The organism is Sphingobacterium chungjuense (assembly GCF_011316935.1).
GTDB lineage: Bacteria > Bacteroidota > Bacteroidia > Sphingobacteriales > Sphingobacteriaceae > Sphingobacterium > Sphingobacterium chungjuense.
Genome location: NZ_WLYS01000002.1, coordinates 276,497 through 300,513, shown reverse-complemented (window position 1 = coordinate 300,513; position 24,017 = coordinate 276,497). Strand labels below are relative to the sequence as shown.

Here is a 24,017-nt window from a genome sequence, read left to right as displayed (position 1 = left end):
GTTTTTTCTGGATATGAAAAGGGAATTTAACCTCCTTGCGTGGCGGAGATGATGAGGATTTGATCTTGCTCGCGCAAAGGTATGTCGGCCCAGCGATCTTTGGGAATCACTTGTTGATTGATCGCTACCGCAATACCTTTTGTTTTGCCTTGCATTTCGAGTGCGACCAATGCGGCCACATTCTGTGGTGGATCTTCAAAAAAACGTGTTTGTTGATTGATGTTGAGTGTCATTCCTATTCATTTATGTACATATATACACTTTAGGGAATGACAGCTGTAGTGCGAAGGCACCGAAGATGACGATTCACTTTTCCCTACGCTGGTATGATCCAGATCAGGTTCAAAGGGTAAAATCTCAGCCTGCAAACTACGCAGACACCCCTAAAGTACTTGGCTAATCTACGACAATAAAATGAAAGACCACGATTCTTTTCCTATTTTTGTGAGAAGGCCTTACGGGATAATTCACAAAACCTGAGGTTACTACGCATTAGAACGAGACAGCACGTGGCAAAACTAAAAATCAACTATAACAAAGAGAAGCTTCAATATAATTCGCCCATATTGAAATATATCATGGTCGTAGTCACCATTTTTTTGGTGTGCTTGTTTATGCCGAAGCAACCCCGTTTTCGCTATGATTACCAAAAAGGAAAACCTTGGAATCATGAAAATCTGGTTTCGCCGCATGACTTTGCCATCCTCAAAACGCAAGAGGAACTGGATCGTGATCGCCAACAGATTCTGAAGACGGTGCATCCGATCTATAATGTGAGCGAAGTGGTGAGCAAAGAACAGCTTGATCAATTCAATATTGATTTGGGTGAGAAATGGCAAGCCGCGCAATTGGATACCCTGCCTTCGCAGGATATTGAGCGTTATCGTGGGGTAGGAGCAGCTATTTTAGAATATGTGTACGATCGCGGCGTAATCTCGCTCAATAGCCGATATCAATTAAAAGGCAGTACTTCGGCAACGGGATCGGAAGCGGAGTATAATTTTATATTGGTGCAGGATAATGTGGCGCAGCAGCGTAATACAGCGAATAGCTTTACCATAGAAAGTGCTTACACGTATATTGAACGCACCGTAGATCGCAATCGTTTTGTACAACAGAAAAAATGGCTTTCTGATTTGTTGAAAAATTACGTCGCGGTGAATTTAGTGTTTAATGAAGGGCAGACCGAAAAAGCAGAGCAAACAGCTTTAGCGAATATTTCGACCACGCGCGGTATCGTACAACGCGATGAGCTGATTGTGGAACAGGGGAAAGTTATTAACAATGAGATCCTGCAAAAGCTCGAATCCTTACGCCGCGTTTATGATAATGAAGCACAGATGGGCGGAAAGCAGGGGCTGGTGCTGTTTGGCAATTTCCTGATGGTATTGCTCATCATGGTTTTGCTGATGATGTTTTTGTTCTTTTTCCGATTGGATATTTACAATAATAACCGCTTGTTGATGATTATTTTTGCGGTCATCATTACAATGTTAGGTGTGCTGAGTTGGGCGATCAATATCAAGATTCCGAGCTTGTACTACATCCCGTATTGTATTGTGCCTATTATCTTTCGAATTCTATTCGATACGCGCGTAGCCCTCAATATTCATTTGTTGATGGTATTGATGGCGGCCTTATTCGTGCCGAATAGTTTCGATTTCGTGTTCCTACAGTTGATGACGGGTATTGTGGCGATCTACAGTATTCGTACGATGGTAAAGCGCGAGCAATTTTTGCTCTCGAGTTTGCTGATTTTAGCTTCTTATATCATCTCCTACACTGGTTTGGTACTCACACGGAATGGTACTTTCGATAGCATTTATTGGAATGATATTTTGCCATTTGTCATCAGCGTCGGACTTACCTTATTGGCGTATCCACTAATCTATGCGTTTGAAAAGCTTTTTGGTATTGTCTCTGATCTGACCTTGATGGAATTGACGAATAGTAATTCCAAATTGCTTCGCGAATTGTCGATCAGAGCGCCGGGGACATTCCAGCACTCGCTGCAAGTGGCTAACCTCGCGGAAGCTGCGGTGTATCGAATAGGAGGGAATCCATTGCTGATTCGTGCTGGTGCGCTTTACCACGATATCGGTAAGATGTCGAATCCTCTATATTTTATTGAGAATCAAAAGACGGGTAATAATCCGCATGAAGAGCTTACGCCGGAACAAAGTGCGCAAATCATTATCTCGCACGTGCTGAAAGGAGTGGAGATTGCTCGTAAAAATCAATTGCCAGAGGTGGTCGTTGATTTTATCCGCACGCACCACGGTACCACGAAGGTGGATTATTTCTACAACTTGTCGGTGAAGAATAATCCTGATAAGTTAGTAGACGAAGAGCTGTTCCGCTATCCGGGACCTATACCTTTTTCGAAAGAATCAGCGGTGTTGATGATTGCCGATTCGGTGGAAGCCGCATCGCGTGCTATGAAAGAATACACGGAGCAATCGATTAACAATTTGGTCGACAAAATTGTAGATCACAAGTTGATGCAAAAGCAATTTATGAACGCGAATATCACGATGAAAGAGATTTCGCAGGTGGCCGCGATCTTCAAATCCATGCTAAAAAGTATTCATCATGTGCGTATTGATTACGATTTGTTGAAGAAGAAACCGGCGGAAGATTAAAAAAACTTTTTGACTGTCAAACCATTGCATCTGCAAGTGAAAAATTGCTTTGCAGAATGAAAATTTTGCGTTATGTTTGCACTGTCAATAACGGAGAGGTGCCTGAGTGGCCGAAAGGAACAGTTTGCTAAACTGTCGTACTGGAAACGGTACCGCGGGTTCGAATCCCGCCCTCTCCGCGAAAAACAACAAGAGCCCATCTGCAAAGATGGGCTTTGTGTTTTTAAGGAGTTCGGGATGAGTACCCGCAGGGTTCGATCCGTAGAAGGTTCAGGGTTGTGTTTGGGGATTGTAGGGCTGAACCAATCCCGCCCTCTCCGCGAAAAGCAACAAAAGCCCATCTGCAAAGATGGGCTTTGTGTTTTTTAAGGAGTTCGGGATGAGTACCCGCAGGGTTCGATCCGTAGAAGGTTCAGGGTTGTGTTTGGGGATTGTGGGGCTGAACCAATCCCGCCCTCTCCGCGAAATTAAGAGCAGCTTTTTGAAGCTGCTCTTTTTGTTTAAAGGCACTTTTCTCTTTTTCATTTTTTATTGTGAATATACAGATTTTGGCAGACAAAATTATTGTATTTGACGTTGCATGTTGTTGTTAGGTAGTTGATTAAGTTTGCTTCGTTGCTCTGGAGTTAAGTAGTTGATTACTATATTTGCAATATCATTACTTTAAAAATTGTAGGCAAGACACAGACGGAGATAAACTGGCGTATAATTGCGCTAGTATTTTAGAAACTACGTATACACGTAAAAAACATTGGATTGAAGAGAATAGATAAAAAACGAAAGGCGAAAAAGATCATTAGCGATTTCTACCGTTCAGGATCACACGTTTTAATGATTCATTATTCTTGCGAAAGTTTTTATAACATCGTAGATGGTCGAACTCCTAGGGTGACATCAATCGCGGTGAGATATCTAAGTTCAGCGCAAACTAAATCTTTTTCTATTCATAAAATTGCAGAAGTAAGAGGTTTCTCCTTAGAGGAAATTGATTTAAATTATGATTCCTTAGAAAAGGAGATGCTTGATGAGTTTTTCAGTTTCATGGAAGCTCATAGGACATTTTCATGGATACATTGGAATATGAGAGATATTAGTTATGGCTTTGAAGCACTTAAACATAGGGCAATAGTACTGGGCATTAGAAGGCCATTTGAGTTACCAGACAATGTTAAGTTTGATCTAGCGAGAATACTTATTGATCTTTACGGTAAGAACTATGCTGATCATCCTCGCCTTCCATCCCTTCTAAAACAAAATGATATTTTACCTAAAAACTGGCTTGATGGCGAGGATGAAGCAAGAGCATTCGAAGAAAAGGAGTTCGTCAAGCTTCACCAATCAACTTTAAGCAAAGTAAGCGTCTTCGAGAACATATTAGTGTTAATTGCTGAAAATAGACTTAAAAATAAATCTAGTTTCGCAGATAGAAATGGTATAGGGCCGCAGGCTGTATATGAGTCGATCAAAGACCATTGGCTATTTGTATTGGTATCACTGATAGTTGGAGCAATCTTATCAAGCTTTATAGGTTATATCATTTAGAAAGTCAATTTTTTTTAGCCCTTCATCAAAATCCTTGCTTTTACAGCGTTGATTTTATCTTGTTTTGTCTTGATATTAGACTTCGTTTGGCTATTAAATAATAGCTTATGTATGTCTCTAATCTGCTTATTCTGGGTAACAATAATCTGCTGCATCATAGTTAACATATCCTTCAATTCAGACACCTCGCTTTGTAGCGCAGAAATCTGAGTAGATTGATCAATATGTTTGCTATTAATGTTCATTATTATAATGCAATGATACAACGACCTCAAACCGACAGCGATTTATTTATTTTTATTTAATTAATGGAATGGTTTAAATGCATCCTTACTTAGTATTTAGATTATGATTATTTATTTGCATTAACCAATTATTGCTCGCCGACTGCGAGTTGAGCGATGGTCGCTGAAAAGGAGTGTGCAAACACGATTCAGCGATATATACGTGAGTATACGAAGACTGTTGGAGATATTTTTGAAATGCGAGGAATGGCTGTCAATCAAAAATAGTGACAACATCGAAGCCTAAGCGATCTGCAGGCGAGCCGAACTCTAAAACGTTTGGATTTTTAATACGAGTGTACTGAGTATTGAAAAGACAAAGGAGTTTTTATGACGTAACGAGTTGCCATAGTTTTAAGTATGACAAACGGAATGTATAAAAATGCCAGTAGTACGAAAATACTATTGGCATTTTTATTTGTTTGGCGTATCTTAATAGCGGCAATTCTTGAAGGAATGCCATATTTCCAACTAAACCATAACAACTGAAAATTTGAAAGTCCAAGATATTCAAGATTTGTTCAATGATGTGACCACAAGTATCCGTAGGTTAGAGAACAGAATAAGAGATGACCACCAAACTCCAGTTTCCAATATAAATCCTGATAGTTATGAAAAAATTAGAATCCCTTACAATTATGTGCGTAGAAAAGCGGAATTCATTCAAAACTATTCTTTAAGTTCATTTGTGGGTAAGAATAGAGTGCTATTTAATAATATTGCTTATTCCTTGCAACTGACTGACTTTAATAATTTTATCCTTAATCGTATAGAGATTTACGGAGCTATTAAGAATCAATTCTTGAAAAACTGTATAACTCACAACTTTGCGATTGTAGAAGCTGTGATTATGGAAGTTCTATATGATTTAGGAACTCACTGCAAGATAGATAATTTAACTTGTCGTCATAACTCACACTGTTCTGGATTTATCAATTGCAACCAGAATATGAAGCATCCTCTTGCTAAAGATTTGCTTGCAAATAAGATTAAAGTATCCGTTGAATTTTTGACGGTGTATTCAATCATATTAAAGATCAGAGACAGGGTTCATATGAGACTTGTAGAAGCGAATGAATATTTCGATAATGATAATGTCCTTACTCTTAAGATGTACAACGAGTCAATTCGCCTTTTAAGATATATTAAAAGTGATTTTCTTGATGACATTTCAAGATTTTTAGAGCTTAGGGAATCAGTGTGTACAAAGTAGAAATACCGTAAGTCACTTTCTGCAATTTTGATAATTTAAATTTAACTCCCAACACCAAGCAGAAACCACAAAAGTTTCAAGCGATGATGTTGGGAGTGTTTATTTTTTAATCAATCCGTATAAAAAAGCAATTCCAACAAATATTATCAGCAATCCACCTGCAAGTATTAGCAAATAGCTTAGAATGTAGAATACGAGAAGCATGACAATCAGAAAAATTGCAAAGGACAATATCCATCTAAAGAATTCCTTTAGCGGCTTATTTTGATTATTCATATGCTCCGATCTAGATTTCACCTTCATCAGAAAAGCTGTAGTAACCGTCTGTAGTCAAAATCAAATGGTCACACAACTATATATCTAATACTTTTCCAGCTTCTTTAGCTTTTCTGGTGATATCCCGATCTAGGTCACTTGGAGTAAGCTTTCCAGAAGGATGATTGTGAGCTAGTATAATTTTACATGCGGATGCTTTGAGTGCAATTGAAAATATCACGCGCATATCTACCATTACACCATCTTTGCTTCCGACAGATATGTCAACCACCCCTAGAGGTTTGTTAGAATTGTTTAGTAACAGTACTTTAAATTCTTCCAAAAACTGCATTAATCCTGCGTCCCAATGGTAACCTTACCTGTATCTGGCCGATAATCGGCTACCCTTGTTAATTTTTCTTTTTAACACATCTTTGTGTCTTTTTTAGAATATTTATTAATACAATAGATTTTAAAATAAACTTTTTTGTGTTTTTACATTATAAAAATGAAATTAAATTTATTTTTAAAGAAATTAAAATTTGGTTTTTATTGAGCTTTACCTGATGGCTTACGGTGTGTTGAAATGATATTTTTAGAGGTTGATAGAATATTATTTCTGATTTAGTCCTCGTACTTGCGGTTTTATTAGATAAGGATGCTTGCGCTTTACAATGCGAAACAATTTTTCAATTACATAAATCACACTTACAATAAAAAACAAATTTTATTATGGATCACATGAACAAGCAAAGCAGAGAAGAATATTATTTTAAGTTAAAGCGCATATCATGGAGCGCAGTAGTAACAGGAGTCCTATTGGCAATAATCATACAGTTATTGTTATCGATGTTGGGCGTAGGTATTGGTTTAACCAGCTTTTCGCCAACCACAGATTCAAACCCCTTTAGCGGATACGGTACAGGTACCATTATTTGGTGGTTTATTTCTGTCCTATTATCCCTTTTTGCTGGAGGTTGGGTAGCAGGATGGTTAAACAATAGTGCCGATAAAATCGATAATATAGTACATGGCGCATTAACTTGGGCTATCTTTACTCTGTTGAGCCTTTATGTTGTTACATCATCTTTAGGAAATATCCTTGGCGGAATAGGAAAAGTAGTCGAGAAAACATTTAATGCCGCTGGCAATGTAATTAGCGATATTTCGTCCGATGCCACTAATTTGGTAGGTAGTCAGTTAGGTATTGATAATGAAGATTTGAAAAACCTGAAGAAAGAAGCTACGACACTTCTTCGCCAAAGTGGAAAGAAAGAGTTGCAACCAGAATATCTAGAAAATAGACTCGATAAAGCGAAAAAGGAAGTTAAGAAATCTGGGAAAGAGGTAGCCGAAGATCCAACTAATCTACAAGATGAAGGACAATCGCTGATAAAAAAACTAATCGATCTCCAAGAAGATATATTATCTGCAGCCGATCAGGAAGCGCTTGCAAACATTGTTTCTGAGCGTACAGGAAAGTCGAAAGAAGAAGCCAAAATGATCGTGCGCAACTGGGCAGAAACCGCAGACCAAGCGAAGCAGCAATTACAACAAACGGCTGAAAAAGCCAAAGAAGAAGCGAAAAGAATTGGTGATGAAGCGTCCAGTGCATTAGGTAAGGCCGCAATTTTGGGTTTTTTTGCGCTCGTATTGGGAGCCATTACTGCTATTGTAGGCGCTACTATTGCTAACAAAAAAAGACATGAGCACGGCAATGTCCAAATATAAGTAGTTTTTAAGAAGGTGCTATTTGATGTGTATCCTTTAAGTAGCACCTTTTTTGTTAAATTGATGAGCTAAATGTTTATCTCCATTTCGCCTAATATTAGCTATTTTCGTTAACGTAACATCGTATCAGCCCCAACTGGAAATAGTCAAATCAATGTGGTGACTTCCCATAATTATTTTTAATTTGTCTCTCCATTAGATAAATCCATCAAGAAGACCTGTTGGCTATCTAAATTTGTACCAATAGGTGCCTGTTTCCCGATTCTGTTTTCGATACAGCATTTTTCCATAGAAATATACAAAGGGGAAGAATAGCCAGAGCATCTGAATCGTACATGTACCAATTTATTAGAAATAGTAAGAATGATGATTAACAAGACGAAAAACATACTAGCAGCGGGAATAGCCCTGTGTATATCTAGCACTTTGAACGCACAGACACCAACTGCAAACGGCTATTACGAGAAAGCAAGCGAAACCCTATCCAAAATAGAGAATTTGTATACCGTGCCCGATGGCAAACATTTGCTTCGAGAAAATTATCCATTTGATGATACCTACAGCGCGAGCTACCTTGCTGGTGGCGAAAATCAGAGCAAAACCAATCCATACTCTTATCTGTGGCCTTTTTCAGGAAGTTTATCTGCTTATGTTGCGCTGCTAGAGCATGGTGATGCGGAAGATGTGAAAAGCCATATCGATCAAATTGTACTTCCTGGGTTGGATAATTATTATGACACACGTCAGCCAGCAGGATATGCATCCTACATCAATAGCGCTGCGCCATCCGATCGTTTTTATGATGATAATGTGTGGTTGGGTATCGATTTTACGGACTTATACCTACAGACAAAAGAGCAAAAATACTTGGATAAGGCGCAAGAAATTTGGCGTTTTGTTGCCAGTGGCATGGATGATAAGCTAGGCGGTGGAATTTATTGGTGCGAACAGAAAAAGGAATCTAAAAACACCTGCTCGAACGCGCCGGCAGTTGTGTATTTGGTCAAAGTGTACGAAGCCACTAAATCCCAAGCGTATTTAGATCAAGCTATACAGCTTTACAGTTGGACGAAGGATAACCTGCAAGATCCGAAAGACCACGTGTATTGGGACAATATCAATTTGGCGGGCAAAGTACAGGAAGCCAAATATCCGTACAATACGGGGCAAATGATCCAAGCGGGAGCATTGTTATATAAAATCACCGGTAAAAACGAGTATTTAGCAGATGCCCAAGCATCAGCCAAGGGCGGTTTAGCTCAGTTTTTCACAAAAGATGCTACCGCTTCTTATCCGCAATTGAAGCGAAGTGATAACTGGTTTATCGCGGTGATGCTACGCGGATACGTGGAGCTATATCATCAGGATCAGAACAAACAATACATCAATGCATTCCAAGCGAATATGGATCATGCGTGGACGGGTATGCGTAATAGCGATGGTTTGTTTAGCAAGAATTGGACAGGAAAAAGCCCAAATAGCGACAAAAAGTGGCTGCTAGATCAGTTCGCCATCGCAGAGATGTACGCACGTTTAGCAGGTTTAAGTCATTGACCGTATTGGATTTTCTTGGTAAGTAGGTGTAGATTACAAAAGCTATGTCGTATGCAATAGTGTGTCTTGCTGGGCAAATGACCGAGCAATAATGACTGTGAAATGGCTGCCGTGACCTTCTGTGCTTTCTATCAAGAGCTGGGCGTTGTTTGCTTTTAAGAAATGCGTCACAATTTGCATACCGATGCCAAAGCCACGTTCTTGTTCTGTGCCCTCGGTTAATTGTAACATAGTGTCTTCAGACTGAATTTGTTGTAGTTTCATGGCGCTCATGCCGACACCGTTATCACGAATATGAATTTTTAGATCCTCTTCAGCATCCTGATAACTGATCTCAATGGTTCCGCCTTTCTCTGTAAATTTCGATGCATTGGAGATAAGATTGGAAAGGATAATCTGTAGGTGATTTCTGTCAGCATATCCGATAGCTGCATCATCTATATGATGAATAATATTTAGCTGCTTATCCCGCAATGTTTGCTCCAGCATTTCCAAGGCGTTTGAAACTAGCTCGGATACATTTACTGCCACTGGATCGGTGCGGATGATATGTTTTTGCGTTTCAGACCAGAGTAATAAGTTGTCCATCACCTTCATCGTAGAAAGTGTCTGCTTCCGTAGGATTTCAAACCAATGCTTCCTGTCAGCCGCATTCAACGTCGTGTCTTCTAAATATTGGATAACATTCAAGATTGCCGACATCGGACTACGGAAATCATGGCTCAATACGGCTATTAAAAAATCTTTGGTCACAATCGTATCGCGCAACTTTTCATTCTGACTTTCGATCAAGGCATTGCGTTCTGTAATCAATTGGCTATGCATTTTTAGTTCACTATTGAGCCCAGAAGTAGTATTTGCATGCCGGCGAGTCGTATACCAGATCACTAGTACGAAAATCACGAGCGAAAGAAGAAATAACAGTAGTATTTGTCCGATACGCAGTTGCTGATCCATCATACTATTTTCCTTTGTAAGCTTCAGGTTGGCAGATCGCTGATAGGCGATCTGCATAGAATCTAAACTAATGCGCTTGTCTTCGGAGAGCATGCTATCCTTGTACAAATCATACCGCTGCTGATAGGTGAAAGCCTCTTCAAATGCCCCTAAAGCCGCATTGACCTCAGCGACTACTTTTGCAGCTCGTACAATATCCCATTTTGTCTTTAGTTTAACAGCGACATTATACCCCTCCACGGCATGCTTTTTGGCTTTGTCGTATTGTTTCAATTTGTAATAGCAACGAGCAACTCCAGTGTGGGCAAAGCTGTTTTCCCATTCGCTCATCACCGATTTATTTTGCAGCACTCGGTTATAGAGCAGCATGGCTGTATCTAGGTTATTCTCATTTTCGTACATTTCGGCGAGCCGATTTTCTGCCATGGCACTGACTGTCACATATCCAGAATTCTCAGCGAGGGATTTAGCTTTTATAAAATACGACTTCGCGTATTGCAGACGGCCTAGTGATGTAGAAGCCAAGCCCATATTATGGTAATTGGCAGAAAGACGTTGCTCGTCTCCAAGTGCTTTATGTTGTGCTGCCGACTTTTTAAATTCGTCGAGGGCAGCATCATAGTGATGTTGCGCGAGATAGATCAACCCGATAAGATTACGCGCATCGGCAATACCTTTGGCATTTCGAAGTTCTTCGTAGCTGTTCAGATGTGCTAATGCCAGCGGCAATGATCGCTCATAGTTACTGAGATTATACAGACTTTTGGCAAACAGCATTTGTATATCAGTAAGCAATAGGTTGGGGATTGTAATCGACGTTTTCAGTGATTCCACTTCCTTTTCGAATTTTAACGTACCCACAAAATCTTGCGTATAATAGATCACCCGGAGCTTACGGTGAAGCTCCTGCAAATACTCAGTTTTTTGATCTATATCAGCATCCAACACAGCATTGGACGAAAAGGAGCATAGTACTACTGATAGTAATAATACTATGGGATTAATAAAGGGTTTCACTTCGGTAGATATTAATATGCGGACTTACTAGTACGCGGAATTCACAGAATAAAATTAAAGAATATTTTATAAAAAGTGTCGCTTAACTATATAAATACTGGTTTTCAGGGATATATACGTTGTGCTTTTCATACTAGATTTGATGTCAAATATCTTCGATTTCTCGGATAGGGGAAATGTGTATATATGATTCGAATGACCTTGTCAAACTATGTAACCAAGAACAATTTCTATGAAAAGACTTATTCCACTTATTGCATTATTACTATTTGCGGAGGCAGGATATGGACAATACTTTACCATAACATCCTCTGGTTTTGTCGCTGCTGACAATTTGGACTATGCGGTAGTTGATTTTCCAAATGTAAAGCAGGAGGTGCTGTACAACAATGTTCTTCGCGCGCTAACTTCGATGTATAAAGATCCTAAAGAAGTGCTAAGTGTGGTTGAGGGCGAAAGCATTACCGTGAAAGGCTATGAACAGGAAGCCATCATAGATCAGGTTAAAGTATCACCCATACAAATCGGTAAAACAACGTACAAATACGACATCTCTTATACTTTATCCATTCAATTCAAAGACAATAAAATCCGTTTTAATCGTCCTTCGTTCGAATGTCGGAGGTGGTACGAAGGTGGTTATAAATCGGGCTGGGCGACAGGCTGGTCGTATCTCGCTCTCGTCAAAACCAAAAACTCAAAGTATGCTGTCTTTGACAAAAATGGAAAGGTACTCTCACAGGAAGCACGAGATGGATTAGAGAACCATTTCAATTCCTTGATAAAAGAGATTACCGAAAAATCTAAAGCTATTGATAATTGGTAAAATCACACTTTGGTCATAGTAGATTTATTTACTAGAACGTATAGCGATAAATCTGTTTATCGTTATATCATATCTATCCACGATTTGGCTACAATCTCCACGGATAGTGCTACTTTAGAAAGTCTCGGATTCCCAACCTTTGTTCTATCAGAAATTAAAACAAATTAAAGATGGAAACGAAAAAAGTATGGTTCGTTACGGGAGCTTCCAAAGGTTTGGGAAAAACGTTGGTAACAGAACTTTTAAAACAAGGGTACGATGTGGTTGGCACATCTAGGAGCAACAGCTCGCTAACGGAGGCAATTGGAGAGCATGAGAACTTTTTGCCAATAGAATTGGATATTGTACATGATGGGGAGGTCAAAGAAGCAGTACAAAAAGCGGTAGATCGATTTGGTCGTATTGACGTGGTGGTGAATAATGCCGGTTATAGTCAGATCGGTGCCTTAGAAGAACTCTCCGATGAAGAAGCCAGAACAAATTTTGATGTCAATGTATTTGGCTCTCTAAATGTGATCCGGCACACCGCGTCGCATCTCCGCGAGCAACAATCTGGACACATTTTTAACATTGCCTCTGTTGGTGGTTTAGTGGGCAACTTTCCAGCTTTTGGCATCTATTGCTCTACCAAATTTGCCGTCGCAGGTTTTACCGAAGCGCTCGCTGTTGAGATGAAGCCTTTCGGTGTGCATACTACCTTAGTTTATCCGGGTTATTTCCGTACCGAATTTCTAACCGCTGGATCGGCAAAAACTCCAACCTCTCCAGTAGACGCCTATGTGTCTGCTAGAGAAAGTGAAGCGCAGCACTTACAGCAAATTAATGGCAATCAACCAAATGATCCACAAAAAGGGATCGAATTGCTGATTAGGGTGAGTCAATTAGACAATCCGCCTGTGCATCTAGTAATGGGTGCCGATGCTTACGAAATGGTGCAGCAGAAAATCAATCTTTTGCAGGAAGAGACGGAGAAATGGAAAGAATTGACTTTCTCCACCGGATTTTAATGGAGTGCAATTGGATACGTAAAAAGTAGTATTTTTAGATCGATGGATAATACCTTTCACTTTCATTCACTGAGTGAGTTTCATACTTTCTGCGGTTTGCCAAAGCCGGAGCATCCGCTCATTAGCTTGATCGATTACAGTAAAGTAAATTACCCAGTGAATGATCATGCACTGAAGTGGATTCAGCAATTTTATTCTATTGGTCTGAAAAGGAATGTGAATGCACGGTTCAACTATGGACAGCAACACTATGATTTTGATTCGGGCTTGCTATCATTCTGCTCGCCCGATCAATTTCTTAAAATTGAGATGAACCCCGACGCCCAAGTCGAACCTTCGGGCTGGCTACTGCTCATACATCCTGATTTTTTGTGGCACAGCGAGTTGGCTGCCAAAATCAACTCGTATGAGTTTTTTTCGTACGCCGTAAACGAAGCTTTGTTTCTCTCGGATAAAGAAGAAACCGTGATCGTAGAGATTATGGAAAGCATCGAGCGGGAGTATCAATCTCCCATCGATCAATTTAGTCAGGACTTGATCATAAAACAGATCGAGAGACTGCTCATCTATTCAGAGCGTTTTTACCAACGGCAATTCACCACCCGAAAAAAGTCTAACCAAGAACTGGTTACCCGTTTTGAGCAAATTTTGGTTCAACACTTCACGCCCGAAAGCCTAGGTAAGAATGGTTTGCCGACAGTGAAAGATATGGCAGATCAACTGCACATTTCTGCCAATTATCTGGGAAGCTTGCTGCGCATCTACACGCAGCAAAATACCCAGCAACATCTTCAGAGAAAAATGATTGACTATGCCAAAATGCGATTAAGCACGACATCCTTATCCGTCGCAGAAATAGCATACGAGCTCGGCTTCGAACATCCGCAATCATTTAATAAAGTATTCAAAAGTAAAACCAAACAAAGTCCACTAGAATTTCGAGCAGGTTTCAATTGATCTCACTCCGGTAAGATCTCGCCTTTTGGGCTATTCTACCCGTTTTTAAAAATACGTCTTAATGATGCTACAGAATACCTTCTCTTCAGATAAATGAAGATAATAGGTAGACTTAGAGCGCTGAGTTTTGCGTTTCGAGCTAATATTTTATAAATTGCTCGACGCATTTTTATCTAACCAGCTATCTACCGATGCCGAATTATCAACATGACAGTCTTGAACAACTGTTTCTGCTTACCCAGCAGAATGATAAGACTGCGTTTGATGAAATCTACAATAGAACATGGGAATCCCTCTTCCATACAGCATATGGGATGCTCAAGGACGAAGATCTGGCGAAAGACCTGATTCAAGAGGTATATATCGATCTTTGGTGCAAACGCGCGGCTAAGCAGATCGCTCACGTACACACCTATCTAAAGCAAGCGGTGCGTTTTAAAGCGATTGATCGCTTTCGCAAAGCAGGTGCGCGATTCGAAGCATTGGAGCATTTTATTGATGATATCGTAGACGGTGAGGCATCGGATAGCAAACTACTTCAGAAGGAATACGCAGCGGCAATCGACCACTGGATGGCAAAACTACCGAAGAAACGCCGAGAAATATTCAGATTGCAATTTGAGGAAGGACGGTCCACCAAAGAGATTAGTGCAGCGCTAGATGTTTCCGTCAAAACGATTCAAAACCAAATCTTGACTTCCAAAACATCCCTGAAATTACTGCTCGAAAAAATTATTTACCTTTTTTTATTCTTTTTATTTGGGAGTTAGGTACGGTTGTTACGACTTATAGTTAATAACCATCGATAAACCGACTTCTGATGTTTCGAAATAGAGATTTAGTCAAGATCTTTCTGTTATCTATTTTTTCCCGTTACAAGCGCGGTAAAGCCAATCGTGCGGAGCAGAAGTTGGTAGAAAAATTCTTTGACCAAGTTGAAGCTAAAGAACAGCATCGGCCTACATCGGATCTCAGCCAGATCAAAAGCCAGATGAAAAAGGAAATCGATCGGCAGCTCGCCAACAAGCAACCGGCTAGATATCCTTTTCGACGAATATTTATACCAGCTGCTGCTATTTTATTAATTTTTCTGACGTTTTCGACTATGGTTAATTGGCACGGATGGTTCGACGATCATTCATTTGCCGAAGGCAAAAAAAATCAAAATGGCCCGACGCTAACCGTAGGGAATTTGCAATATGCCAATTTATTAGATAGCGTACCGAAAGAGGCGCGTTACCTTGCGCTGAATGAGGAGAACGTGTTGGATCTATCAGCTATGCAATCAGCGCATGCGGAAGATAGCTTAATTGTCACGAATCCGACGAAGGCAGCTTTCGCTGTCTTATTGTCCGACGGTACCATAGCGCGACTAGCATCTGGTGCACGAATCGCTTACCAATGGAGTGAAGCTTCTCTTGTTCGAAAATTGCACATGCAAGGGAAAGTGTCTTTCGATGTTGCCAAAATGGAACGGCAGGGGCGCAATATTCCGTTTTTTGTAGAGACGGCTATTCAACAAGTCGCTGTCTTGGGAACAGTCTTTACGGTCGACGCCAATTCTAGTGCAGAACACTCCGTGCATTTACACGAAGGTAGCGTTCGGTTGAGCCATCATACTAGCCAAGATCATGTGCTTCTACGACCAGGTCAGACTGGCTTTGTCGCAGCAGACAATCCACGCATCTTTGTAGCATCTGCGGGTGGGAATAAACAGAAGCTTATGGCTTGGCGCAAACAGCAATTCTACTTTGACGATCAGCCCCTACGCGATGTAATGATGGAACTATCCGAATGGTACGGGAAAGATATCACGGTGCAAAAGTCTGTGCAAAATCTTCCAATTACCGGTATTATAAGTCGTTACAAGCGATTAGAAGATATTCTGGATATCATTCAGATGACAAATACAATAACCTATTATGAAAAGAAAGGAGTGATTTATGTTGGCTTAAAATAAGGGTTAGGAATGGTGCAACATTCCTAACCTATACTCTTGGGTACTAAAAAATTAACTATTTGACTAATCAATTTATTTCAAATGTATCAATTGTTTATTGAAAAACATAGACTATTACTGTCTATGGCACGAATTATCGTATGCTTTTGTGTGCTGCCATTTTATTCTTACGGTAATCATACCTTGAATACGAATATCTTACAGGAAAATATCACTGTATCGTTTAATAACATCACCTATAAGCAAGCATTCCAAGACTTAAATGCCCAGACCGGATTAGAATTTATCTATTCATCGAGTGATTTTGACGATCGTAAAAAAATTTCACACCGATTTGTAAATACGCCCGTAGGCGAGGTGTTACGCACGCTATTCGCTAACACGGGTGCGAGCTATACGCTCAAAGATCGGACGATCATCATACAGCGAGCCGCTCGAAATACCAATGTGCAGCAAAACCGTCTGATCGGAGGGGAGATCGTAGACGAAAACCAGAAACCATTGGCCAATGCGACTATCATTTCCAACATCAGCCGCCGGCAAGCCACCACAGACGAATCAGGCCGTTTTTCGCTTCGCGTATCTTCTGTAGATACCGATTTGAGCATTTCGGTGCTCGGCTACGTGTCTAAAAAGGTGGCGCTCGATACGCGTACAGATTATCGAATTGCGCTTGAAGATAGCACGAGTACGTTAGATCAGGTTGTCGTAGTCGGTTTTGGTACACAGCGCAAAGCATCGGTAGTTGGCGCCATCAGCACCACACAACCGCGTAATTTGCAAATGAGTACTTCTCGCTCCATGAGCAACAATCTAGCAGGGCAATTAGCCGGTGTCATTGCGGTACAGCGATCTGGAGAACCGGGATACGATAACTCCAACTTTTGGATTCGAGGGGTAAGCACTTTTGGAGGCAATCGCAATCCGCTTATTTTGGTGGACGGAGTGGAGCGTTCGCTCGATAATATGGATCCAGAAGAGATTGAGTCATTCTCCGTACTAAAAGATGCTGCTGCAAGCGCCGTTTATGGTGTTCGCGGAGCGAACGGTGTCATATTAATCAACACGAAGCGCGGAAAAATCGGTAAGCCGACCGTGACAGCGCGTTTCGAGCAAGGTATCACATCGCCCACGCAATTGCCAGAATTTATCGGCGCAGCCGATTATCTGGAGGTAATGAACAGCATCCGCAGAGAGCGTGGCGAGGAGGGGCTATACAGTCAAGAACGTTTGGATAATATTCGTAATGGCGTAGATCCGGATCTGTATCCGGATGTGAATTGGCTCGACGAGATTTTGATGAATAGCGCGCAAAATTCTAGAGCCAATGTGAGTGTCAATGGTGGATCAGATGTGCTGCGATACTCCTTAGTCACATCCTACTTTAGTGAGGGCGGATTGATTGAGCGAGATCGCACTCAATCATGGGATTCCTCTTCCAAATTAAATCGGTATAATGTACGATCGAATGTCGATGTAAATGTAAGTCCGACAACATTGTTCCGGCTCAATATTGGTGGATACCTACAAGATCGCAGTCGTGCACCGCAAAGTGTAGATGAACTATTTTCTCAAGCTTTCGTCATTCCGCCGTATGTACACCCAACGATTTATTCTTCCGGTGAAATCCCACGTACGCCATCTCGTACCAATCCTTGGGCACTCGCTACGCAGCGCGGTTACGAGCGTTTTAGCGCTAGCAAAATAGAATCACTTTTCTCGGTAGAGCAGGATTTGAAATTCTTTCTACCCGGATTAAAAGCACGCGGTTTATTCTCTTTTGATCGTTACGCAAACAATTCAGTGATTCGTAGCAAAAGCCCTGATTACTACAATCCGGCTGTGGGGCGTGATGAGAATGGCAATTTGCAATTAGTCATCGATAGCTACGGACAGGAATTTCTGGGATACGACACTGGCTCCGAATGGGGTGATAAAAGTGTATATATGGAAGGCGCCATAACCTACAATCGTATGTTTGGTAAGCATAATGTAGATGCGCTTTTTCTGTACAACCAACGCAATTATGATAATGGAGATCTGCTGCCTTACCGCAATCAAGGTATTGCCAGTCGGTTTTCGTACAACTATGACAACCGGTATATTGCCGAGTTTAACTTTGGGTACAACGGTTCCGAAAACTTTGCCCCAGGCAAGCGTTTTGGATTCTTTCCCTCATTTGCATTAGGATGGCTCATTTCCGAAGAAGCTTTTATGCAACAAGCAAAAGACACCTTTACCAAGTTGAAATTGCGCGGATCTTATGGTTTGGTAGGTAATGATCGACTAGACGGACGACGTTTCGCTTACATTACAACCATTAATCAAGGGAATGGCTATTCGTGGGGTTTGGATAACGATTTTAGAAGAGCAGGACGTATGGAAGGTGACCAAGGCAATTTAAATCTTACTTGGGAAACCGTGGCTAAAGCCAATATTGGATTTGAGCTCGGACTATGGAATGCGCTGGATTTACAGGTCGACTTCTTCAACGAAGATCGCAGCAATATCTTTATGCAACGGCGCTCTATCCCAGGATCGAGTGGGTTCACGGCGTTACCGTGGGCCAATTATGGTCGCGTCAAAAATCGTGGTATCGATCTTTCCTTGGATGTAAACAGAGCGCTTAGCGAAGATCTGTTTTTATCGATGCGCGGAACATTTACCTACGTGAAGAACAAAATCATTGAGCAGGATGAACCGAGTGTGGTGATCGGTACATCGCGCTCTTCAACAGGCAAACCAGTCGGCCAACTGTTTGGCTTAATGGATGAAGGCTTATTCACGGAAGCGGATTTTGCAGACGTAGAAAACAATGTGTTACGAGACGGGATTCCGCGGCATACGTTTGGCCCTGTGCGCCCCGGTGATATCAAGTACCGCGATTTGAATAACGATGGCGTTATCGATGCGCTCGACATGACGGATATCGGTGGTACGGAAGATCCTCAGATCGTATTTGGCTTTGGTGCTAATCTGCGCTACAAATCGGTGGATTTTGGCTTCTTCTTACAAGGCATTGGCAACAGCTATCGCGTTATTGGCGGATCGAATTTTATACCAGGAAGTGCGAATGGTGCGATGGGAAATATGTATACGAATGTGAACGATCGCTGGACAGTAGAAAACCCAAGTCAGGATGTTTTCTATCCGCGCCTTTCCGATTATCAAAGTGCTAACAATAATATGGCTTCGACTTGGTGGTTGCGAGATATGAGTTTTATCCGACTGCGCAATGTAGAGCTGGGATACAGCTTGCCAAGCAAATGGTTAGATCCGATCCATATTCGCAATTTCCGTGTCTTCGCACGCTGCAACAACTTACTGACCTTTTCCGATTTCAAATTGTGGGATCCAGAACTTGGCGTGAACAATGGCCTTCGATATCCGATCATGAAATCGGTATCCTTTGGTCTAGAAATGAATTTTAAATAATACGACAAACAGCTCATTATGAAAGCGATAAATTATACTTTAAAAGTACTGTGTGCTGCATTGGCTTTAGTCTCCACATCGTGTTCGAAGTTCTTGGATAGGATGCCCGACGATCAGCTTACCTTAGAAATGGTGTTCAATGATAAAACACGCACCGAAGATTGGCTTGCAGGCATCTACAGTAATATTCCTGATCCATATTGGGGTTATGCGAGAGATATCGAATTAGATCCACTTTCCGACGATATGGCACCTTCAACGGGTTGGGAACAATTCGGCTGGACGGTTATTGGAAAACAAACCGGAAACTGGAATCCGAGTAGTTCTTGGGGTCCGAATTATTGGGTAGAGCTGCCCAAACGCATTCGCTCTGCGTACATCTTTTTAGACAATGTAAAAGCTAATCCAGCGCAATTAGTTACAGAAGAGGAAGTGGCATTAATGAAAGCAGAAGCGCGATTTATGATCGCCTATTACTACTCGCTATTGCTTGAAACCTATGGGGCGATTCCGTTTCAGTTAGGATTGACTGATCCTACAGCGAGCCAAGAAGAGTTGATGATCGGCCAAACTCCTTTCGATGAAGTTGCCGCCTGGGTAGATCAAGAATTGCTAGATGTTTCACAGCTGCTGCCAAACAACTATAGCAATGCACAAAAATATGGACGTGCCACTGCCATTATGTGTCTGGCAGTTCGAGCGCGCTTCCTACTTTTTGCTGCGAGTCCACTGGTCAATGGAAATGCGGATTACAATGGATTTACCAACAAAGATGGGGTAGAGATTTACAGCAGCGCGCAAGATGCGAACAAATGGATCAAAGCGGTAGAAGCTAATAGATTATTGATTGAAAGAGCCGAATCTGCGGGACATAAATTATACGTAGAATATAATCCAGATGGTAGTGTAGATCCCTTTCTGTCGTATCAGAATATGATGTTTCGCCGTCCGCAGGACGGAAATACCGAAATTTTATTTGCGCGTCCAGAATCTAACGTTTGGGAATACGATAGGCATGCGCAGCCACGTGGTACCGGTGGAAATGGCGGTATGGGAGTCACACAATCATTAGTAGATGCCTTTTTTATGGAAAATGGTCGTCCTATTGATGATCCACTGTCTGGTTACACGGAAAATGGTTTTTCGGAAAATGATGAAGTGCGCAATACGCAATGGGTAGAATCCAAAGGTGATGGTAAAGTGACTTTGGCTGGTACATTTAATATGTATACCAAGCGAGAACCTCGATTTTACATTTCCGTGTTGTACAATGGCGCTTGGTTTCGTCGAGAAAATCGTACCACGCAGTTTTACAGTGGTAACTGGGATGGTGGGCCTACGCACGATGCACCACAGAATGGTTACCTGTTGCGCAAAAAAGTACATCCTAATCATGATCCGCGCAATGGAACGAATCCTTACCGACCGGGTATACTCTATCGTCTAGGTGAGGCATATTTGAATTATGCAGAAGCACTGAATGAAGTAGAACCGGGAAATCCTGATATTTTGAAGTATGTAAATAGGATACGTGTACGTGCTGGCATACCTCAGTATGGTGCCGGTGCGAATGCACTGGCCGTCCCTGCATCGCAAGAACAAATGCGTGCAGCTATCCGAAGAGAAAGACGTGTGGAATTAAACAATGAAGGTATTCGGTATAGAGATGTTAGGAGATGGAAAATTGGCGAAACGGCACTCAATGGCAATTTCTTCGGCATGAATTTCTCTGGTACCGAGCGAGATGATAGCCCTAGCAATCCCAGAGCTTTTTTCAAAAGGTCCGTTTATCAACGTCGGGTGTTTACCCCTAAAAACTATTGGTATCCTGTCCCTCAGTCCGAAATTGATAAAAACCCTAATTTGGTGCAAAATCCTTTCTGGGATTAGGATTTAGATAGCAGTTTAATAAGAAGTAACTTCGTCATTCCTCTAAAATGAATGACGAAGTTACTTCTTATTATCAGGAAGGTTTATTAGCCAATCTACAAAAGATCTCTCCTTTCAGCATCCTGACGGATTATACGCTCTTCATCCCGACGTTTTTTGTTGTCGAGATAACGAGAAATAAAATAAATCGCTGCTCCTAAGTATGGAAAGAAAAGCACGACCAAGATCCAAAGAATTTTAGTCAGTCCTGTTTCTTTTTTCAAAATCTGATAGATCGCCACCAAAAGAAATAAGACTGGAATAGCTACGATAATTCCGATGGCAAGCGGACTGATATCGACGAATAGTAAGTGTGACATAAGGGGGAAATAAGGTTAAAAAACTAAAAACTATTTACAATCTACCGCTGCATATTTTATCGAATAGTCGGCAGACTCGTCCGTCTCTTCTCGTTGATTATCGGTGTTTACTTTCAGTGGTTTTTGATATAATTCCATACCGCTAGTCAACCTAAATTGAAGTTGCAACGTGTCGCTCATGCCTTCCTGCATATGCGTCCATTTTACGTCGACATTCTCTCCATTGATACTTCCTTGGAGTGTACCTTTACGCGAATCTTTCTCGTAAGGTAACCAGTCCATTTCGCCGGTCACCTCATTTGTATTGATTATAAAATGCACCTTGGTCGTATCTTGATTATTGTTACCCTCTGTAAGGATATAGCAATAGTGGCCATCATCTAAAGTATGCGTTGATGTAGAAGAGCTATCTTTCTCATTTATACTGTCGCCAGTATGTGACTTATTGCCGTTTTGTTGACAGGATATCATGGTTAATACGAATCCAACAATTCCCAAATAAAGTTTCATATGTAAGATCTAAGTGTTTAAAAAATAAACTTTATAGGATGATTAGCATAAATCTGGCCAAATGTTTCTACGGTGTGTGATCGCTTATTGTGAGTTTACTATTAATGGGCTTTTTCATTACTTACGTTTAGGCTTATCACTTTCCCAATTTCCATCGAAGCTTACATTGCCATCCTTGTCGTATAAAACCCCATGACCGTGTCTTTGATTGTTTTTCCAAAGACCAACGTAGCGCTCACCGCTTGGCCAATAATAAGAGCCTTTACCTTCTCTTTTGTCCTGTCGGAACTCGCCTTCATAACGTACGCCATCTTTCCAATTGTATACACCATAGCCATGTCGCTTATTTTGTTGCCAATCGCCGTTGTATGTCCCGCCAGTTGCATCCCATACGCCAGTTCCTGTGCCGTGCGCCATACCGTTTTTAGTATCGCCTACATATTGAATCGTTTGGCCAGTCGGGCCTTGTATTGCCATCGCTTTGAGCTTTTCCTTCTCTTCCAAAGCTCTTTCTCTAGAACTTAATCTTCGGTTTAGTTCGGTGATCTTATTTTCAAGACTATCAGTGTCTTTATTATTTTTACTTGATCTATCTGCTGGATCCTCACGTTCGACCAATGAGGTTGGTTTGGCAATACTATCACGAGCCGCTTGGATTGGTTTATCGACTCGAGAAGAGCTGGCATTGGCAATCAAACTTCTTACGACCGATATTCTAGCAACTAGATCCGCATCATTCACGGAATATGTTTTCTTCTGCTGTAGGTCTTGATATTTTTCCAGCGCATCAGCATATTGTCCTGAGAATAGCATCTCATCGATGGATTGTACTGGGTTGTGGGTAGCGCTGTCTGCCAGCTCTTGGTTTGCGTAATGAGCTTCTAACGTTGTTATTTTCTCCCGCAATTCCCTATTTTGGGAGCTAACATAAATAATGCTTCCAAAGAGCAAAACTGAAATAATCGTTAATGCTCCAATCACTTTTTGTGCTGTTGTCATTCTTTATCTAATCGTTTTGTAGCGGATAAATAATCCATCCTGTTTAATCAAAAAGGCGCGTGCGTGGTACGCGCGATTCTTTTTTGCGAAAATCTAATGAGAAGTACGCATTGGTGCGGAAGATCCAGCGATTAGTATACAAATAACCAGCATCCAAGGTTTGTCCAGTCGTGTACATCATCCCCGCCGTAATCTTTATGCGAGGGTTTATTATGTAACCGATAGAAGGATTGATCCGAAGGTCTTCTAGTGGGCTGTCTACCACTTTCTTGCCATTTTGCATGATAATCTCTACATCTGGTGTGAAAAAAACCGTTCCGGGAGCTAGTTTATCATTGTTTAGCGGGATGTTCATATAGAATTTGTAGCGCCAGCGATTACGAAATATCCAATCTGCTCCAACGGCATTCGATCGGCTCCAGCGATGCTCAATACGAATACGATGATAGATCATGCTTCTTGTTAGTGGCATGGCAAAAAGATATTCGTGCCAGATCCTAGGTTCTAAAACTAAGCTCTCAAATTCAGGATTGCCGGGGTCGGGTGAAAAGTTGAGCCTAAGTACAGGACCTAAAGAGACACTAAAGCGTTCGTTGACTAAATAGTTAATAGCATGTCTATTATAAATTTGCCCCATTTGTCCAAAGTAATCGGCTGATTCGTTTCCAACACGCCGATAATGAAATTGGGCGTCCCAAAAGATCTTGTCACTGATTCGGAATTTTCCATAAAAGCCATTCCATGCAGCGGTCGATAGGGGTTGTTTGATCGCCTCGGTTGGGCGCTCGTCCTGCGCGTTCGCCGTCAATACAAACATCAAAAATAGCGTCAATGCGAAAGATGTGGTACTTAGTTTGAGTCTCATCATTATCCTTCGTT

General features: G+C 41.3%; 19 protein-coding genes, 1 tRNA gene and 1 riboswitch. Of the genes, 13 read left to right on the top strand and 7 right to left on the bottom strand.

Annotated features, from left to right (window positions below; genetic code table 11):
- Positions 1-26: 26 nt before the first annotated feature.
- Positions 27-233 (bottom strand): sulfur carrier protein ThiS, encoded by a 207-nt coding sequence (thiS, locus tag GKO22_RS06045; RefSeq protein ID WP_166333230.1) that lies wholly within the window; start codon positions 231-233, stop codon positions 27-29.
- A 63-nt stretch (positions 234-296) separates the two neighbouring features.
- A riboswitch (TPP riboswitch) is annotated at positions 297-395 on the bottom strand.
- 114 nt (positions 396-509) lie between these two features.
- Here thiS and GKO22_RS06040 point away from each other — a divergent pair.
- From GKO22_RS06040 to GKO22_RS06025, 4 genes are all read left to right on the top strand, one after another.
- Positions 510-2,642 carry an HD family phosphohydrolase gene (locus tag GKO22_RS06040; protein WP_166333228.1) on the top strand — a complete coding sequence of 711 codons (2,133 nt, stop codon included), beginning with the start codon at positions 510-512 and terminating at the stop codon, positions 2,640-2,642.
- Positions 2,643-2,734: 92 nt separating this feature from the next.
- Positions 2,735-2,821 (top strand) — tRNA-Ser (locus GKO22_RS06035).
- A 577-nt stretch (positions 2,822-3,398) separates the two neighbouring features.
- Complete coding sequence (locus GKO22_RS06030) at positions 3,399-4,184, top strand: hypothetical protein (protein ID WP_206367831.1); 786 nt, start codon at positions 3,399-3,401, stop codon at positions 4,182-4,184.
- Between the two features lie 777 nt (positions 4,185-4,961).
- Entirely contained in the window at positions 4,962-5,681 is a 720-nt protein-coding gene (locus GKO22_RS06025) for a hypothetical protein (protein ID WP_166333226.1), read from the top strand.
- A gap of 352 nt (positions 5,682-6,033) precedes the next feature.
- On the opposite strand, the gene GKO22_RS06020 is transcribed toward GKO22_RS06025, so the two are convergent.
- Complete coding sequence (locus GKO22_RS06020) at positions 6,034-6,279, bottom strand: JAB domain-containing protein (RefSeq protein WP_166333224.1); 246 nt, start codon at positions 6,277-6,279, stop codon at positions 6,034-6,036.
- 389 nt (positions 6,280-6,668) lie between these two features.
- On the opposite strand from GKO22_RS06020, the gene GKO22_RS06015 reads away from it, so the two are divergent.
- Complete coding sequence (locus GKO22_RS06015) at positions 6,669-7,667, top strand: hypothetical protein (protein ID WP_166333222.1); 999 nt, start codon at positions 6,669-6,671, stop codon at positions 7,665-7,667.
- 363 nt (positions 7,668-8,030) lie between these two features.
- Complete coding sequence (locus GKO22_RS06010; protein WP_206367830.1) at positions 8,031-9,221, top strand: glycoside hydrolase family 76 protein; 1,191 nt, start codon at positions 8,031-8,033, stop codon at positions 9,219-9,221.
- 42 nt (positions 9,222-9,263) lie between these two features.
- On the opposite strand, the gene GKO22_RS06005 is transcribed toward GKO22_RS06010, so the two are convergent.
- The gene (locus GKO22_RS06005) at positions 9,264-11,090 is read right to left on the bottom strand and encodes a tetratricopeptide repeat-containing sensor histidine kinase (RefSeq protein WP_166333220.1); all 1,827 of its coding nucleotides are present in this window, start codon (positions 11,088-11,090) and stop codon (positions 9,264-9,266) included.
- A gap of 337 nt (positions 11,091-11,427) precedes the next feature.
- Between GKO22_RS06005 and GKO22_RS06000 the strand changes: the two genes are divergently transcribed.
- The 7 genes from GKO22_RS06000 (at position 11,428) to GKO22_RS05970 (ending at position 21,270) form a co-directional block, all read left to right on the top strand.
- The gene (locus GKO22_RS06000) at positions 11,428-12,021 is read left to right on the top strand and encodes a DUF4468 domain-containing protein (protein ID WP_166333218.1); all 594 of its coding nucleotides are present in this window, start codon (positions 11,428-11,430) and stop codon (positions 12,019-12,021) included.
- A 170-nt stretch (positions 12,022-12,191) separates the two neighbouring features.
- Positions 12,192-13,028, top strand: coding sequence for an SDR family NAD(P)-dependent oxidoreductase (locus GKO22_RS05995; protein WP_166333216.1), 837 nt, complete (start codon positions 12,192-12,194; stop codon positions 13,026-13,028).
- Between the two features lie 42 nt (positions 13,029-13,070).
- Positions 13,071-13,985, top strand: coding sequence for a helix-turn-helix domain-containing protein (locus GKO22_RS05990; protein ID WP_166333214.1), 915 nt, complete (start codon positions 13,071-13,073; stop codon positions 13,983-13,985).
- Between the two features lie 191 nt (positions 13,986-14,176).
- Entirely contained in the window at positions 14,177-14,755 is a 579-nt protein-coding gene (locus tag GKO22_RS05985; protein ID WP_166333212.1) for an RNA polymerase sigma factor, read from the top strand.
- A gap of 50 nt (positions 14,756-14,805) precedes the next feature.
- Positions 14,806-15,945 carry a FecR family protein gene (locus tag GKO22_RS05980; protein WP_166333211.1) on the top strand — a complete coding sequence of 380 codons (1,140 nt, stop codon included), beginning with the start codon at positions 14,806-14,808 and terminating at the stop codon, positions 15,943-15,945.
- A 123-nt stretch (positions 15,946-16,068) separates the two neighbouring features.
- Positions 16,069-19,380, top strand: coding sequence for a TonB-dependent receptor (locus GKO22_RS05975; RefSeq protein ID WP_166333209.1), 3,312 nt, complete (start codon positions 16,069-16,071; stop codon positions 19,378-19,380).
- Between the two features lie 18 nt (positions 19,381-19,398).
- The gene (locus GKO22_RS05970; RefSeq protein WP_166333207.1) at positions 19,399-21,270 is read left to right on the top strand and encodes a RagB/SusD family nutrient uptake outer membrane protein; all 1,872 of its coding nucleotides are present in this window, start codon (positions 19,399-19,401) and stop codon (positions 21,268-21,270) included.
- Between the two features lie 95 nt (positions 21,271-21,365).
- On the opposite strand, the gene GKO22_RS05965 is transcribed toward GKO22_RS05970, so the two are convergent.
- The 4 genes from GKO22_RS05965 to GKO22_RS05950 all read right to left on the bottom strand — a co-directional run bounded on the left by GKO22_RS05965 (position 21,366) and on the right by GKO22_RS05950 (position 24,006).
- The gene (locus GKO22_RS05965; protein WP_166333205.1) at positions 21,366-21,629 is read right to left on the bottom strand and encodes a PLD nuclease N-terminal domain-containing protein; all 264 of its coding nucleotides are present in this window, start codon (positions 21,627-21,629) and stop codon (positions 21,366-21,368) included.
- 30 nt (positions 21,630-21,659) lie between these two features.
- Positions 21,660-22,139, bottom strand: a complete 480-nt coding sequence (locus tag GKO22_RS05960; protein ID WP_166333203.1) for a hypothetical protein — start codon at positions 22,137-22,139, stop codon at positions 21,660-21,662.
- A gap of 117 nt (positions 22,140-22,256) precedes the next feature.
- Positions 22,257-23,138 carry an MORN repeat-containing protein gene (locus tag GKO22_RS05955; RefSeq protein WP_166333201.1) on the bottom strand — a complete coding sequence of 294 codons (882 nt, stop codon included), beginning with the start codon at positions 23,136-23,138 and terminating at the stop codon, positions 22,257-22,259.
- A 43-nt stretch (positions 23,139-23,181) separates the two neighbouring features.
- Entirely contained in the window at positions 23,182-24,006 is an 825-nt protein-coding gene (locus tag GKO22_RS05950; RefSeq protein WP_166333199.1) for a DUF2490 domain-containing protein, read from the bottom strand.
- Between the last annotated feature and the right edge of the window lie 11 nt (positions 24,007-24,017).

What these genes read in the sequence shown, in the direction of transcription:
- thiS (WP_166333230.1), bottom strand. Translation starts at nt 233, where the DNA reads ATGACACTCAACATCAATCAACAAACACGTTTTTTTGAAGATCCACCA.
- GKO22_RS06015 (WP_166333222.1), top strand. Translation starts at nt 6,669, where the DNA reads ATGGATCACATGAACAAGCAAAGCAGAGAAGAATATTATTTTAAGTTA.
- GKO22_RS06010 (WP_206367830.1), top strand. Translation starts at nt 8,031, where the DNA reads ATGATGATTAACAAGACGAAAAACATACTAGCAGCGGGAATAGCCCTG.
- GKO22_RS06000 (WP_166333218.1), top strand. Translation starts at nt 11,428, where the DNA reads ATGAAAAGACTTATTCCACTTATTGCATTATTACTATTTGCGGAGGCA.
- GKO22_RS05995 (WP_166333216.1), top strand. Translation starts at nt 12,192, where the DNA reads ATGGAAACGAAAAAAGTATGGTTCGTTACGGGAGCTTCCAAAGGTTTG.
- GKO22_RS05990 (WP_166333214.1), top strand. Translation starts at nt 13,071, where the DNA reads ATGGATAATACCTTTCACTTTCATTCACTGAGTGAGTTTCATACTTTC.
- GKO22_RS05985 (WP_166333212.1), top strand. Translation starts at nt 14,177, where the DNA reads ATGCCGAATTATCAACATGACAGTCTTGAACAACTGTTTCTGCTTACC.
- GKO22_RS05980 (WP_166333211.1), top strand. Translation starts at nt 14,806, where the DNA reads ATGTTTCGAAATAGAGATTTAGTCAAGATCTTTCTGTTATCTATTTTT.
- GKO22_RS05975 (WP_166333209.1), top strand. Translation starts at nt 16,069, where the DNA reads ATGGCACGAATTATCGTATGCTTTTGTGTGCTGCCATTTTATTCTTAC.
- GKO22_RS05970 (WP_166333207.1), top strand. Translation starts at nt 19,399, where the DNA reads ATGAAAGCGATAAATTATACTTTAAAAGTACTGTGTGCTGCATTGGCT.
- GKO22_RS05965 (WP_166333205.1), bottom strand. Translation starts at nt 21,629, where the DNA reads ATGTCACACTTACTATTCGTCGATATCAGTCCGCTTGCCATCGGAATT.
- GKO22_RS05960 (WP_166333203.1), bottom strand. Translation starts at nt 22,139, where the DNA reads ATGAAACTTTATTTGGGAATTGTTGGATTCGTATTAACCATGATATCC.
- GKO22_RS05955 (WP_166333201.1), bottom strand. Translation starts at nt 23,138, where the DNA reads ATGACAACAGCACAAAAAGTGATTGGAGCATTAACGATTATTTCAGTT.
- GKO22_RS05950 (WP_166333199.1), bottom strand. Translation starts at nt 24,006, where the DNA reads ATGATGAGACTCAAACTAAGTACCACATCTTTCGCATTGACGCTATTT.